Origin of the sequence: Amycolatopsis sp. NBC_00345 (assembly GCF_036116635.1) — a bacterium.
Lineage (GTDB): Bacteria > Actinomycetota > Actinomycetes > Mycobacteriales > Pseudonocardiaceae > Amycolatopsis.
Window position 1 is genome coordinate 10423773 of the sequence record NZ_CP107995.1, and the last position, 12948, is coordinate 10436720.

General features: G+C 71.8%; 13 protein-coding genes and 1 pseudogene. 9 read left to right on the top strand and 5 right to left on the bottom strand.

Features of this window, described 5'->3' with window-relative positions; translation table 11 throughout:
* The first annotated feature begins 1 nt into the window (after position 1).
* From OG943_RS47700 to OG943_RS47710, 3 genes are all read left to right on the top strand, one after another.
* Complete coding sequence (locus OG943_RS47700) at positions 2-634, top strand: DUF5825 family protein (RefSeq protein WP_328607471.1); 633 nt, start codon at positions 2-4, stop codon at positions 632-634.
* Complete coding sequence (locus tag OG943_RS47705; RefSeq protein ID WP_328607472.1) at positions 631-1884, top strand: MFS transporter; 1254 nt, start codon at positions 631-633, stop codon at positions 1882-1884. The genes OG943_RS47700 and OG943_RS47705 overlap by 4 nt, the downstream gene beginning before the upstream one ends.
* Positions 1885-2049: 165 nt before the next feature.
* On the top strand, positions 2050-2664 hold the full coding sequence (locus OG943_RS47710) for a TetR family transcriptional regulator (RefSeq protein ID WP_328607473.1): 615 nt from the start codon (positions 2050-2052) through the stop codon (positions 2662-2664).
* Positions 2665-2686: 22 nt separating this feature from the next.
* Here the strand turns inward: OG943_RS47710 and OG943_RS47715 are convergent, their stop codons facing one another.
* Positions 2687-3274: a TetR/AcrR family transcriptional regulator gene (locus OG943_RS47715; protein ID WP_328607474.1), complete on the bottom strand. Its 588-nt coding sequence runs from the start codon at positions 3272-3274 to the stop codon at positions 2687-2689.
* A gap of 90 nt (positions 3275-3364) precedes the next feature.
* Here OG943_RS47715 and OG943_RS47720 point away from each other — a divergent pair, with 90 nt between their 5' ends.
* Both OG943_RS47720 and OG943_RS47725 read left to right on the top strand, forming a co-directional pair.
* Entirely contained in the window at positions 3365-3826 is a 462-nt protein-coding gene (locus OG943_RS47720) for a hypothetical protein (protein ID WP_328607475.1), read from the top strand.
* A gap of 56 nt (positions 3827-3882) precedes the next feature.
* Positions 3883-4587: a CPBP family intramembrane glutamic endopeptidase gene (locus OG943_RS47725; protein WP_328607476.1), complete on the top strand. Its 705-nt coding sequence runs from the start codon at positions 3883-3885 to the stop codon at positions 4585-4587.
* 8 nt (positions 4588-4595) lie between these two features.
* Here OG943_RS47725 and OG943_RS47730 read toward each other — a convergent pair whose 3' ends face one another.
* Positions 4596-5267: a VOC family protein gene (locus OG943_RS47730; protein ID WP_328607477.1), complete on the bottom strand. Its 672-nt coding sequence runs from the start codon at positions 5265-5267 to the stop codon at positions 4596-4598.
* Between the two features lie 117 nt (positions 5268-5384).
* Between OG943_RS47730 and OG943_RS47735 the strand changes: the two are divergent.
* A pseudogene (locus OG943_RS47735) lies at positions 5385-5643 on the top strand (LLM class flavin-dependent oxidoreductase); the annotation flags it as partial.
* 295 nt (positions 5644-5938) lie between these two features.
* Complete coding sequence (locus OG943_RS47740; RefSeq protein ID WP_328607478.1) at positions 5939-6982, top strand: cupin domain-containing protein; 1044 nt, start codon at positions 5939-5941, stop codon at positions 6980-6982.
* Positions 6983-6992: 10 nt separating this feature from the next.
* On the opposite strand, the gene OG943_RS47745 is transcribed toward OG943_RS47740, so the two are convergent.
* From OG943_RS47745 to OG943_RS47755, 3 genes are read right to left on the bottom strand one after another with little or no spacing between them, the layout of a single operon-like run.
* The gene (locus OG943_RS47745; RefSeq protein ID WP_328607479.1) at positions 6993-8210 is read right to left on the bottom strand and encodes a glycosyltransferase; all 1218 of its coding nucleotides are present in this window, start codon (positions 8208-8210) and stop codon (positions 6993-6995) included.
* Positions 8207-9040, bottom strand: a complete 834-nt coding sequence (locus tag OG943_RS47750) for an SDR family NAD(P)-dependent oxidoreductase (RefSeq protein WP_328607480.1) — start codon at positions 9038-9040, stop codon at positions 8207-8209. Before OG943_RS47750 ends, OG943_RS47745 begins: the two co-directional genes overlap by 4 nt.
* Complete coding sequence (locus OG943_RS47755) at positions 9037-10053, bottom strand: alpha/beta hydrolase (RefSeq protein ID WP_328607481.1); 1017 nt, start codon at positions 10051-10053, stop codon at positions 9037-9039. The genes OG943_RS47750 and OG943_RS47755 overlap by 4 nt, the downstream gene beginning before the upstream one ends.
* A 668-nt stretch (positions 10054-10721) precedes the next feature.
* Between OG943_RS47755 and OG943_RS47760 the strand changes: the two genes are divergently transcribed.
* Positions 10722-11168 (top strand): hypothetical protein, encoded by a 447-nt coding sequence (locus tag OG943_RS47760; protein ID WP_328607482.1) that lies wholly within the window; start codon positions 10722-10724, stop codon positions 11166-11168.
* A 26-nt stretch (positions 11169-11194) separates the two neighbouring features.
* Entirely contained in the window at positions 11195-12940 is a 1746-nt protein-coding gene (locus tag OG943_RS47765; protein WP_328607483.1) for a fatty acyl-AMP ligase, read from the top strand.
* The last annotated feature ends 8 nt before the right edge of the window (positions 12941-12948 follow it).

The following is a 12948-nucleotide window of genomic DNA, read 5'->3' on the forward strand; positions in this document are numbered from 1 at the left end:
CATGCGTACCCTGTCCGCTTCGCACCCGGCGTGGCCCGAAACGGTCGAGCTCGACTTCGGCCGAATCGACGCCGATCCCGACGGCGCACTGCGTGTCGTGGCCGAACTGGCCGGGCGTGCGCAACGGCTGCGGCTGCCGGAGCCGTTCGCCTTCGGCGAGCAAGCGCACCGCGACGCGACGATGGTGCGCTTGCTCGCCGCCGCGGCGGCGGCGTTCGTTCCGGTGGACTGGACCTTGCGGAAGTCGTTGCCGGACACCATTCCCGAACGCGCTCTGTGTCATCTGCCGCCACCACGGGACGACGGGGAACCCGGTCGCCGCTGGCGTGAAGCCCACGACACGGGCATCTGCACCTACCGGTACGGCCCGGGGTTCGTCCTCATCCACGACACCCGCCCGGGCGGGCCGATCAACCGCGTCCACGTCGAAGCCGGCTGGGTCGACGCCTTCCGGACCCTGGCCGGCACGGACCGGCCGCCGGCCGAGGGGGCCGCGGCGGATCTCGTCGACCAGCTGGTGGCTCACCAGCTCGCCCTGCGGCTGGACGACCGGTACGCCGTCGTACTGCCCTACCACGCGGATCGGCGCCCGCCACCCGGCCTGGCGGTCCCGTCGGTGAAGCCGTGCCCATGACCGGCGCCTCGCGGGACGAGCCGACGTCGGTGGCCGGGCTGCGCGGGCATCGCGCGTTCCGGTTCCTGTGGACCGCGGACGCCGCCTCCCAGCTGGGTACCGCGGCCGCGACCGCGCTGGTGCCCCTGCTCGCCGCGACCACCCTCGGCGCCACTCCGCTGCAGATGGGACTGCTCACCGCGGCGGAGACCGTGGCGTTCCTGGTCATCGGCCTGCCCGCCGGTGCCTGGATCGACCGGACCCGCCGCCGCCGCGCGGTACTCGTCGGCGCCGACCTCGTCCGGGCCCTGCTGTTCTTCGGGCTTCCGATCGCGGGCTGGGCCGGTGTGCTGGACTTCGGGCAGCTGCTCGTCACGGCTGTTCTCGTCGGCGTCGCGACCGTGTTCTTCGACGCCGCCTACCAGGCGTACCTGCCGGTGGTGATCGGGCTGGAGAATCTGGAAACCGGCTACGCGCGCCTGCAGATCACCCTGTCGGTCGCCGCGGCCGCCGGGCCCGGCATCGGTGGCCTGCTCACTCGCGTGATCGGTGCCGCCTCCGGGCTGGTGCTGACCGGGGCGGGCTACCTGGCTTCGGCCGCGCTCCTGTCGCGCGTCCGGGCCGATGTGCCGCCGATCCCACCGCGGCCGAGGGAGGTGCGGCTCCGCACCGAGATCGCCGAGGGCCTCCACTACATCGTCCGCCACCGCCAGCTCCGCCCGCTGGCCGTCGCGAGTTCCGTCGCCGCGTTCTTCACCGCGGGCATCATGTCCATGGAAGTCCTGTTCTTCACCCACGACCTGCACCTGGACGCGGCGGGTGCGGGCGTGCTGCTGGCCCTGTCGGGCGTGGGCAGCGTCATCGGCGCCGCGACGACCGGCCGCTGGACCCGCCGCATCGGGGCGGCTCGCGCCAACTGGCTGGTGCCGGTGCTGACGTGGCCACCCCACCTGCTGCTCCCCCTCGCCCAGCCGGGCCCGATCGGCCTGGTCCTGGCCGGAACGGGAATCGTCATCCACGCCGCCGGCGGCACGACCTACAACGTGATCGTGATGACCCGCCGCCAGCACCTGACCCCGGACGCACTGCGCGGCCGCGTCCAGACGAGCATGCGCGTGCTCGTCTGGGGAACGATGCCACTCGGCGCACTGGCCGCGGGAACCCTCGCCGAGTCAGTGGGTACGCGCGCGACCCTGACCATCGCCGTCGCCGGAATCCTCATCGCGATCGTGCCGGCGGCCCGGTCCGCCCGCGACCACCCTGCCCCTTGACGTCCCTCGGGAAGGGTGTCGATTTCCAATCTGGTCTCGATGCCGCGTGGAGGATGTCCGGCTGGTGAACGCCGGCGGGGTGGCGTGCACGGTGCGGGACACGCGTGGTCAGGAGATCGCGGCTGTCGGCCCGCTGTGCCGCGGGCCGCGCTATAGGATCATGGCGTGGTTGGGAATGCCGACAAGCGACAACACATCCTGGACGTGGCGACGGGTCTCGCCGGGACGGACGGGCTCCGGGGGCTGAGCGTGCGATCCGTCGCCGCCGCGGCGGGGGTTGGCGCGACGACGCTGCGGACCTACTTTCCGTCGCAGGCGTTGCTCTATCGGGCCGTCGCGGAGCGGCTGGTCTCCCACGCGCTCGGCGATGAATGGATCCAGGACGCCGCCCTCGCTCCGGCGGACCGGTTGTACGCGAGTCTGCGGCAGTTCCTTCCCAGCCGGGCGAACCGGCAGTACACCCTCACCGAGTGGTTCGAGCTGCTGACCCTCGCGGTCGGCCCCGATGCCAACGCTGAAGTGCTCGAACTGGTGCAGTCCGGGAACGATGAGTCGATCGCGATCGTGGCCCGCTGGTTCACGCAGCTGGCCGCCGACGGGTGTGTGCTGCGGGAAACCCCCGAGGTGCTGGCGGACCGGTTCGGGATCGTCGTGAACGGGTTGCAGCTCGATCTCTTGCTCGACAAGGACGAAGCAGTACTCGACCGGGCGGAAGAAACCCTTCGCTGGTTCGTGAAGCAGGCCCTCGAAACGGATGCCGCCGTCGCGAAATCCGAGTGAGGGACTCACCCGGCGGACCAGGTCACAACGCGGGACGACGGTCGATCACCCGCTCGGCGAACCACCGGATCGTGTCCTTCGCGGCATCAAGATCGGCCGGCCCGGGGTTGAGCAGCGCCCGCAGGTACAGCCCGTTGACGAGCGTCAGCGCCGAAGTGGCGTGACCGGCGACCTCCTCGGGCCGAACCGCTCCCCGGTCGGCCAGGATCGTAAGCCATCGGCGCACGTGCTCGGCCGTTGACCGCTGCGCGCGCTCGACGATGACGCTCGCCCCGGGGACGGGATCCGCCCCGGCCGACATCCGATACAGCTCGAACCAGGCCTCGACGGTCGCCCTCCGGCCGTCCGGGGGCAAGAGCTGAGCCAGGCACTCGAACAGCCGATCGGCGGGGTCGCGCTGGTCGTCGGCGATCGAGAGGTCGTCGACGGGGCGGCGGGCGAGCTCCGCGGCGACCAGAAGATGCAGGTCAGCCTGGGCAGGAAAGTAATGACGGAGCGTCGTCGCTCCCACCCCCGCCTCGATCGCGACGCGGCGCACGGTCAGTGAACTGAGCCCTTGGGCCGCGGCCAGACGGAGCGCGGCCTCGATGATTTTCTCCCGCGTGACCATGCCTCTCAGCGTACCCGCACAGTGTGCGGTACAGTGTGCCGTACAGCGTGCGGGGCACAACCCGGACGAACCGGAAGAGGGAAGAAAACCATGATCGAGAACTTGCAGCACTTCGTCGGCTCGTGGCCGGGTGCCCTCCAGTGGCTCGGGATCGCGCTGATCGCGGTCGTCCCGTTCGTCGAGAGCTACATCGGCAGCGTCATCGGCATCGTGATCGGGGTCCACCCGGTCGTCGCGGCCATCTGCGCCATCATCGGCAACGCCGCGATCGTGGTCGCCATCGCCTTTGCCACCGACTCCGTGCGCAAGCGCGCCACGCGAGGCAAAGAGCGCACCACCACTCCGGGCCGGGCCCGTGCCAAGAAGCTGTTCGACCGCTTCGGCGTGCCCGGCGTGGCGCTGCTCGGCCACCCGACCCAGATCTCGACCGCCGCGCTCATCGCGCTCGGCGCTCCCCGCACCAAGGTGATCATCTGGGAACTGATCTCCGTTGTTCTCTGGGGCACGGTCGTCGCCGTCATCGCCGGGTTCGGCATCAGCGCGCTGGCCTGAACAAACCCGCTCTTTCAGGCAAAGCCCCAGATCCGAACGACCCGAGAGGAACTGCAGTGGAGCTGGACGCCAGGCCAACGGATTCGGTTGTCGCGGAAAAGCTGCGGCCCGGCTGGCCCGAGATCATCGTCGGCGCTGTTGTCTACACGCTGACCTTCTCCATCGGCCCGCCGGTCGTCAGCGCCATCACCCATGATTCGCCGGTCTCGAGCGGGATCGGGCTCGCCGTGCTCTCCGGGATCATGGGCCTGCTCGGCTTCTTCGCCGCTTTCGCCATCCGCCTCCGGTCCTGGCCTGCGTTCAGCGTCCGCGCCATTCCGGCCCGCTGGATCTTCATCGCGCTCGGCTTCGGACTGCTCGCGCTCGTCCTGAATCAGGCAGTCAACATCATTTACGGCGTGATCAGTGGCGGCACGGGCAGCGATGTCCAAGGCGACTACGAGTCCGCGACCAAGGCGGGCGGACTTGCCTTTGTCCTGTATCTGCTGGGCATCGCCGTCCTGACTCCCCTCGGCGAAGAGTTCCTGTTCCGGGGCGTACTCGCCACCGCGCTCACGAAATACGGCTCATGGGTGAGCGTCATCGGCAGCACCGTCGTCTTCGCCTTGGCCCACGGCATCAACCTGGCGCTCATTCCCGCGATCATCGTCGGCGCGATCAACGGCATTCTGCTGGTACGCACCAAATCGGTGTGGCCGGGCGTCATCGTGCACGCGGTCAACAACGGTCTGGGCGCCATTTTCGCCCTGCTGGCCGGTTGAGAGCTGGCTCAGAACGTGTCCTGTCCGACGGGGGCGCGCCGGATCACGATCTCCGTACCGTCGGCGGTGTGCACCGCGACGGCGTGCAGCCCCGGCTCACCGGATACGAAACGCAGCGGCAGCCGGTCGAAGGTCTCCGCCCCGATGTGCTCGCGGAACAGCGCCCGGTCGCCGGCCACCTCCAGCCAGGCCACGCCGGCGGCGGTCCGGTCGCCGGTCACCTCGCGGCGGGCGGGGTTCTTGGCCGGATCGTCCCGGTAGTACCAATTCGGCAGGCCTTGCCGCCGGGCCTGCCGCGCCACCGCGCCGGCCGGGGCACTGGTGATCACGCGTTGGGTGCCGTCGGGTTCCCGGCGCCCGGGGAGGACCTGGACGTGGCTGCCCAGCCGCGCCGCGACCTGGTCCAGTTCCTCACGGGTGTCCGCGCGCAGGCACCAGAACATCCAGCGATCCGTCCCGTCGGCGGTGGCCCGCCGGAACCACGACGCCGGGCCCTCGGCCGTCCCGGTGGCGTTCTCCACCTCCAGGTAGACGTCCCCGCCCAGCGGAAAGATCCAGTTGCGCAGACCGCCGGCGAACACCCCGCCTTCATAGCTGCCCAACCCGGTCTGTTCGGCCAGCCTGCGCACGCCGTCGTCGAAGTCCGGCACGCCGAGCGCCAGGTGGTCCAGATGAAACACGGCTGTGGCGCCTCCGGCTCAGGTGATCGTTTCGCCCGAGCCTAACGTCGGCCTGGTCCGGATTCCGGAGTGGATGCGCCCGGGTGAAGCTGGCGAGGCGTGAGGCGATCCGGGAGGATGCCGGCCGTGGCCGGGTGTCGGGTTTCGGTACTGGACACCGCGCCGATCGTGGCGGGTTCGACGGCGCGGGAGGCGTTGCGTAACACCGTCGATCTCGCCGTTCTGGCCGACGAACTGGGTTATCACCGGTACTGGATGCCCGAACACCACGGCCGGGGGCGTGCTGCTGCCGAACCACGCGCCGATCGTGGTGGCCGAACAGTTCGGCACGCTGGCCGCGTTCCATCCTGGACGGATCGACCTTGGGATCGGCCGGTGAAGGCGACTCCCGCGATCGGGAACACGCCGGAGTTCTGGCTGCTCGCCGGCCCGACCCGGCTGAAGGTGCTGAGCCGGATCCGCGGCCGGCGGATTTTCCTGCCGCGTCAGGCTCGACGACATCGGCGCCGACGAGCTGATGGTGACGACCCCGGTCCACGACCACGGCGACCGGCGACGTTCGTACGAACTGGTCAGGGAGGTCGTGGCCGGGGACCCGGGGTTGCGGAATCCGGCCAGGCGCCGATCATGAGGGTGTCCAGGTCCGCGACCCGATACGGAAGAAGCACGCGATGCCCCAGAGTTCCCGGCACGTCGCCTCGTTGACCCACGGCCAGGTCGTCCACGAAAGCGACCTCGGCTCGGTCACGAAGCTGACCGCGGACAATTTCCCGATCCTGAACCGGCTGTCGATCAAACGGCTGATCCTCGAGCCCGGCGCCATCCGCGAGCCGCACTGGCACGCCAACGCGAACGAGCTCAGTTACTGCCTGTCGGGCTCGGTGCTGGTCTCGATCCTCGACACCGGCAGCTCGTTCTCCTCGTTCGTCGTCACCGCCGGGCAGATGTTCCACGTCGGCTCCGGCTCCCTGCACCACATCGAGAACATCGGTGCCGAGCGGGCCGAGCTGATCATCGCGTTCCGCCACGAACGGCCGGAGGACTTCGCGCTCAGCAGCGCGTTCGGCGCGATGGCCGACAACGTGCTGGGCAACGCCTACGACCTGCCCGGGAGCGCGTTCGCCGGCTTCCCGCACCGGGTCGAGCCGTCCTACCTGGTCCGGCGGGAGGGCGAGCCCACGCTGCCGTCCACCGCCGGGTACGGCGACCCGCACAAGTTCGACGTCGAGGGCATGGCCCCGCCGGCCGCCTCCCCGGTCGGCTCGGCCCGCACCGCCCGCGTGCAGTTCTGGCCGATCCTCAAGGACATCTCGATGTACTCGCTGCGGATCGCCGAGGACGGGATGCGGGAGCCGCACTGGCACCCGATCACCGCGGAGATGGGCTACATCCACCGCGGCCGGGCCCGGATGACCGTCCTCGACCCGGACGGCACCCTCGACACCTACGAACTCGGGCCCGGCGACGTCTACTTCATCCCCCGCGCCTACCCGCACCACATCGAGGTGCTCGGCGAGGAGGAGATCCACTTCCTGATCTTCTTCGACCAGCCCACCCCCGGTGACATCGGCTATCGCGCGTCGGCGTCCGCGTACAGCGCCGAGGTGCTCGCCGCGACGTTCGGCGTCCCGCTCGGCGAGCTGCCGGCCTTCCCGTACACCCCGGCCGACCCGCTGATCGTGGGCCGGGCCAATCCCCGGGACCCGACCGGCTGATCCTCGGACCTCACGCGTTCAGCACCGCGCACGCCCGCGCCACCCCGTCCTCCGCGCGCAGCCGCGCCGACACGCGCTGGGCGCCGCGGCGGTAGGGGAGTTGCGTCAGGGAGGCGAGACGGGTCGCCAGCGCATCGGTGGTCAAGGCGCGTAAGGGAAGGGGACGGGGGCCCGCGCCGAGGCGGTGGACACGGTCGCCCCAGTAGGGCTGGTCCGAGAAGACCGGGCAGACCAGCGACGGGACGCCCGCGCGCAGGGCCGCCGCCGTGGTGCCCGCGCCGCCGTGGTGGACGACCGCCGCGGTGCGCGGAAACAGCCAGGCGTGCGGGACATCCCGGACCGTCAGCGTGTTGTCATCGGAGGCGACGGCGTCGGTGCCGAGCAGGCCGCGCAAGCCCGTCTGACGTAGGGCCGCACGGACCGCGGTGAACGTCTTCTCGGCTTCGGCGGGGCGCATGCTGCCGAAGCCGACGTACACCGGAGGCGGGCCTGCGGCGAGGAAGTCCCGCAGACGCGGCTCCGGGCGCCACCCGGCGGGTTCGTCCAGGAACCAGTAGCCGGTGACGTGCACGCGCGCCGGCCAGTCCGGTGGGCGCGGCACGACCGCGTCCGAGAAACCGCACAGCACCGGCGAATTCCGCCGGGGACCGCGTACGCCGGTGGCGGGAAGGTCCAAGGTCTCGACGCGCCATCTGTCCACTTCGGACCGGAGCAGCTGCCAGGCCAGGCCGTCGACCGCGCCGTAGCTGAGGCGGCGGGCCCACGGGCCCAGCCGTCCGGCCCAGGGGAGCAACGGGTGCGGGAACGCCCGCGTCGGCACGCTCGGCTGGTAGTGCAGTTCGGCGTGGGGGACGTCGAGGTGCTCGGAGAGGTGTGCGCCGAGGAAGCCGAGGGTCGGGGCGAGCACGAGGTCCGCGCCCGCCGCCCCGGCGTGGACCTCGGCGAGCAACTGGTCCAGCAACGGCCGCAGCACCTCGCGAAAACCGCGCAGGAACGTCAGTGGGCCGCCCGCCGTCCACGCCCGTCCGGTCGCCGAGCCGAGGATTTCGCCGGGATCGGCCGAAAGCGGCGCGAACGCCAGGCCGTGCTCTTCGACCAGCGGGCGGAAGCCGGGCGCGGCGAGTACCCGCACCCGGTCGCCGCCCGCGGCGAGGCCCCGGCCCAGCGCGACGCACGGCTGGACGTCGCCCCGTGAGCCGGGGGCGATGACGACGATCTGGCGGCTCATCGTTTCGCCGCGGTCAGCCGGTACCGCACCCGGAACGGCAGGTTCGCCAGCACCGCCGTGACCCGCGCGTCCTTGCCGACCAGGTAGCGCGGGGCGGGGCGGCGGGTGGTGAGGGCGCGGACCACGGCCTGCGCGGCCCGTCGCGGTGATACCCCGCCGCTGGCCGAACGCTCGGCGCTGCGGCCCGCCGATTCCAGTTGCGCCGCATAGCGTTCGAGGCCCGCAGCGGGCAGCGCCGCGCGCAGTTCCTCCACCGCCGCGCGCGCCCGCGGCCAGATCGCCGTGGCGACCGCGCCCGGCTCGACCAGGACAACGCGGATGCCCGCGGGCGCGAGTTCCGCCCGCAGGCTGTCGGTCAGGCCGACGAGGGCGAACTTCGACGCGTGGTACGGCCCGACGATCGGCCCAGCGATGCGGCCGCCGATCGAGCCCACCGTCACGACCCGGGCGGCTTCCGCGCGGCGCAACGCGGGCAGCATCGCCTGGGTGACCGCGAGCTGGCCGGTGACGTTCACGTCCAGCTGCTCCCGGAAGGACTCCAGCGGGATGTATTCCAGCGGCCCGGGGCGAGCGAGGCCGGCGTTGTTCACCAGGCCGTGCAGTGGCCCGCCCTCGGCGACCCGCGCGCCGGCCGCCGCGACCGACGCGGCGTCCCGCAGGTCCATCCGCAGCACAGTCACCGCTTCGCCGTAGGTGTCTTCCAGCTCTTGACCGGCCTCGTCGGTGCGCACGCTCGCCCACACGTGCGCCCCGCGGCGGATGAGCTCACCAACGCAGGCCCGGCCGATCCCGCTCGACGCGCCGGTGACCACATAGGACAGCCGGCTCACGACGCCGCCCCCGCGTCGAGCACCTGCAGCATCCGCGGCCACGTCTTGTGCAGCTGGTCCTGCCAGTACGCCCACTGGTGCGTGCCCGGCCCATAGAGGTCGGCCGTCACCGGGACGCCGAGGTCGCGCAGCCGGCCGACCATCGCGGTGGTCTGCCCGCCGCAGAGGAACTCGATCAGCATCGCGCCGGGCAGGACGTCGACCGGGAGCTTGCCGTCGAGCGGGCCCGGCAGCCCGTTGCCCGCCGAAAGGTACAGCTCGGTGCCGCGCAGGCGGTCCGCGTTGACCAGCGGGTCGTGGGCCTCCCACAGTGCCGATTGACGGCGCCGGTCGCCCCAGAGCGCTTCCGGGTCGAGGTGGGCCGACGAGACGATGGCGTCGGTCAGCAGCTCCCCGGTGGGCCCGGTGGGATTGAGGTTCCCGCTGTAGGCCGCGGCGTAACGGAACAGGCCGGGCCGTCGCGCCGCCAGCTCCACCGCGCCGTAGCCGCCGATGGAGATCCCGGCCCCGGCGCGGCGCCCGTCCCCGCGGTAGCCGCGGTCGATCAGCTGCGGCAGCTCGACCGCGGTGAACGTCTCCCACTGGTTGAGGGCGAGGTCCTTGCCGTAGTTCCACCAGTCGGTGAAGAAGCCCGCCGGGCCCGCGCCGGGCATGACGACCAGGACACCGGCGTCGTCGGCGAGACGGCGGACGTCGGTGTTGGCGCTCCAGCCGCGGTAGTCCTGCAGCCGGGTCTCCCCGGCCAGCAGGTAGATCGCCGGCCACTTCCGGTCCGGCTCTGTGGCGAAGCCGGCCGGCAGGATCAGCCGGACCATGGCGTAACCGCCGACGCCCGTCGAGCGCACGGTGAGGTCGAGCGTCCGCGGGTCGTCCCCGGCCGCGGTCACGGCGACGACGTGGGACCCGTCGTCCGCTCGCGCGCCGGGGACACCCGTGTCCGCGTGGGCGGGCGTCGCGACGACGGCCGAGAGCACGAGGGTCAATACCGGGAGCAGGCAGTGAGATATGCGCATGAGTATTTTTTCTCTTCCCGAAAAAAGGGTCCGGTGAGCCGACAGGCTAGGCGAACCGGGGCGGGGAGAGCAATTGTCCGGTCCACGATACGAGCGGACAATGTGAATGGAAGGCGAACAAACATACGATTGTTATCCCCCGTGCGGGTGAGTGGTCGCTTACCAAGGGTGATCACGGCTTCGGTGGGTGGTACTGAACCCGTCGCATACCAGCGGTATCTTGCAAAACCGCAGTTCACGCCGTGTGTCCGAGGGTTGTTTACGTTTTCTTGACCCCCTTCCGGTAACCGTTTTCCTGTCGTAGCCTTCCCCGGTGTCACCCGCCCCGGCCCCGGCCGGCGCGCCCCGGCACCGCGTCCCACCGCGGGGACCCCACCTCACCAGACCCCTTCCGGAAAGGGCGATAAATGCCTGCCCAGATTATCCGGCGACCCCGTTTTCCGCGTTCCGCGCCGCGAGTGCGAACGCTCGCCTTGATTGTCGTCGCAGTGGCGGCCGTCACCATTTCCGGTCCGGCCTCCGCCCCCACGGCGGCCGCGGTTTCCGGGCCGCCGCCGGTTCCCCCGGCTGCTTTACTGCCGCCCACAGCTATCCCCGGGGCGGCAGCGTCACGCGACGGCTTCGACCTCGCCACCGCACTGTCTACATCAGACCGTTCGGACAGCTCGGTGGACCAGCCCGCGTGCACCGACATGGTCCACGGGCGGTTGCTCGGCCCCGGCGATGCGACCGGCCAGGGCTTCCAGTCCGCCGTGCCCGGCGGAGAAGTCTCCGAACTCGTCGCCCGGACCGCCCGCCCGGCCGGGCTCACGGCCTGGGCCGAGCAGGCCCGGCGCTGCGCCAGCGTCACCGTGGACGACCCGGGCGGCACGGCGGTGTCGACGCTCACCGTCGCGCCGGACCCCGTGGTCCCCGGCGCGCAAACCCTGTCCTACCAGCAAGTCCTGACCCTGCCCGGACAACCGCCCGAGCTGCCCGGCCTGCGCCTGCGCACCGTCGCCATCACCGCCGACGACGTGCTGGTCGTGCTCCGCGACGCCGGGGCCACCGACCTCGACCTCACCTCCCTCGCCGTCGCCGCGTGGTCTCACGCGGGCCCGCGGCTGGGGCACTGAACCCGTTCGAGCGTAAGGAGAATCCCATGTACCTGGCCCCGGAGAACTTCCCGGCGGTGGGCGGCGCCACCCTGACCGAGTGCCTGCGGCACTGGGCCGCCGTCGCGGGCGACGAGCCCGCGCTGACCTTCGCCGACTACTCGGCCGACCGCGACGGACGGCAGCGGACCCTCACCTGGCAGCAGTTGCGGCAACGCGTCGACGCCGCGGCGAGCGCGTTGCCGGTCCGCCCCGGCGAACGGGTCGCCGTGCTCTGCCCGCAGGGCATCGACTACGTCGTCGGCTTCCTCGCCACGCTCACCGCGGGCGCGATCGCGGTGCCGCTGTTCGACCCCGGCCTCCCCGGGCACGCGGGCCGGCTGACCTCGGTGCTCGCCGACTGCGCGCCCTCGGCCGTGGTCACCACCTCCGCCGCGAAGGACGCCGTCAAGGAGTTCCTCGCCGGCCTGCCCGGCGGGCACGACCTCCCGGTGGTGGCCGCCGACCGCCCGGACGCGGAGCCGGCCCGTTCGTGGCCCGCGCCGTCGGCGGCCCCGGACGACGTCGCGTACCTGCAGTACACGTCCGGCTCAACCCGCTCCCCGGCCGGGGTGGTGCTGACCCACGCGAACGCGATCACGAACGTCACCCAGGCCGTGCAGGGGCTGGGCCTGGACCCGCGCGAGGCGACCATGGTCTCGTGGCTGCCGCTGTTCCACGACATGGGCCTGGTCTTCGGGCTGATCATGCCGCTGGCGCTGGGCCTGCGCTCGGTGCTGATGGACCCGCTCGCGTTCATCGAACGGCCGGTCCGCTGGCTGGAACTGCTCGGCGACCGGCCCGGCGCCTGGAGCGCCGCGCCGAACTTCGCCTTCCACTACTGCGAGAGCCGCGTGCGCGAGGCCGACCGGGCCCGCCTGCGCCTGGGCCGGGTCGCCGCGATCATCAACGGCGCCGAGCCGATCAACCCCGACGTGCTCGACCGGTTCCACACCGCGTTCGCCGGTGCCGGTTACGAGCCGTCGAAGACCCGGCCGTCCTACGGCTTGGCGGAGGCGACCGTGTTCGTGGCCACCGGCCCGGACACGGCCCCGCGCGTCGGGACGTTCGACCGGGAAGCGCTCGGGAACGGTTCCGCGGAGCCGGCCGGCGAAGGTGCCCGGCTGGTCGCCTGCGGGACTCCGACCGGCCAGCAGGTGGCGATCGCCGACCCGGACACCGCGGTCGCGCTCCCGGACGGCTCGGTCGGCGAGATCTGGGTCCACGGGCCGAACGTCGGCGGCGGGTACTGGGAGAAACCGTTGGAGAGCACCGAAACCTTCGGCGCCCGGCTGGACGGCGAGCGGGCCGGGCTCCCCGAGGGCCCGTGGCTGCGCACCGGCGACCTGGGTTTCCACCACGAAGGGGAGCTGTACATCGCCGGCCGGATCAAGGACTTGCTCATCGTGGACGGCCGCAACCACTACCCGCAGGACGTCGAGGCGACCGTCGCGTCGGCGGACCGCGGCATCCGGCCGGGCAGTGTCGCGGCGTTCGCCGTCGTCGGCGGCGAAACCGAGGCCGCGGTTGTCGTCGCCGAGCACCGTGGGCACGGCGAGCTGACCGGGCCGGGGGAGCGGGACCTCGTCGCGACGGTCCGGCGGCTCGTGTCCGGCGCGCACGGCCTGTCCCTGCGCGACGTCGTCCTCGTCCCGGCGGGCCGGGTCCCGCGCACGTCCAGCGGCAAGATCGCCCGCGGCGCCTGCCGTGACCGCTACCTCGACGGCGACTACGGAAAGGCCCTGGCGCGATGAGAAACGAC

Bases quoted from the DNA above. Each gene is read 5' to 3' on its own strand.
- OG943_RS47700 (WP_328607471.1), top strand. From the start codon at position 2: ATGCGTACCCTGTCCGCTTCGCACCCGGCGTGGCCCGAAACGGTCGAG.
- OG943_RS47715 (WP_328607474.1), bottom strand. From the start codon at position 3,274: ATGGTCACGCGGGAGAAAATCATCGAGGCCGCGCTCCGTCTGGCCGCG.
- OG943_RS47765 (WP_328607483.1), top strand. From the start codon at position 11,195: ATGTACCTGGCCCCGGAGAACTTCCCGGCGGTGGGCGGCGCCACCCTG.
- OG943_RS47745 (WP_328607479.1), bottom strand. From the start codon at position 8,210: ATGAGCCGCCAGATCGTCGTCATCGCCCCCGGCTCACGGGGCGACGTC.
- OG943_RS47740 (WP_328607478.1), top strand. From the start codon at position 5,939: ATGCCCCAGAGTTCCCGGCACGTCGCCTCGTTGACCCACGGCCAGGTC.
- OG943_RS47755 (WP_328607481.1), bottom strand. From the start codon at position 10,053: ATGCGCATATCTCACTGCCTGCTCCCGGTATTGACCCTCGTGCTCTCG.
- OG943_RS47705 (WP_328607472.1), top strand. From the start codon at position 631: ATGACCGGCGCCTCGCGGGACGAGCCGACGTCGGTGGCCGGGCTGCGC.
- OG943_RS47720 (WP_328607475.1), top strand. From the start codon at position 3,365: ATGATCGAGAACTTGCAGCACTTCGTCGGCTCGTGGCCGGGTGCCCTC.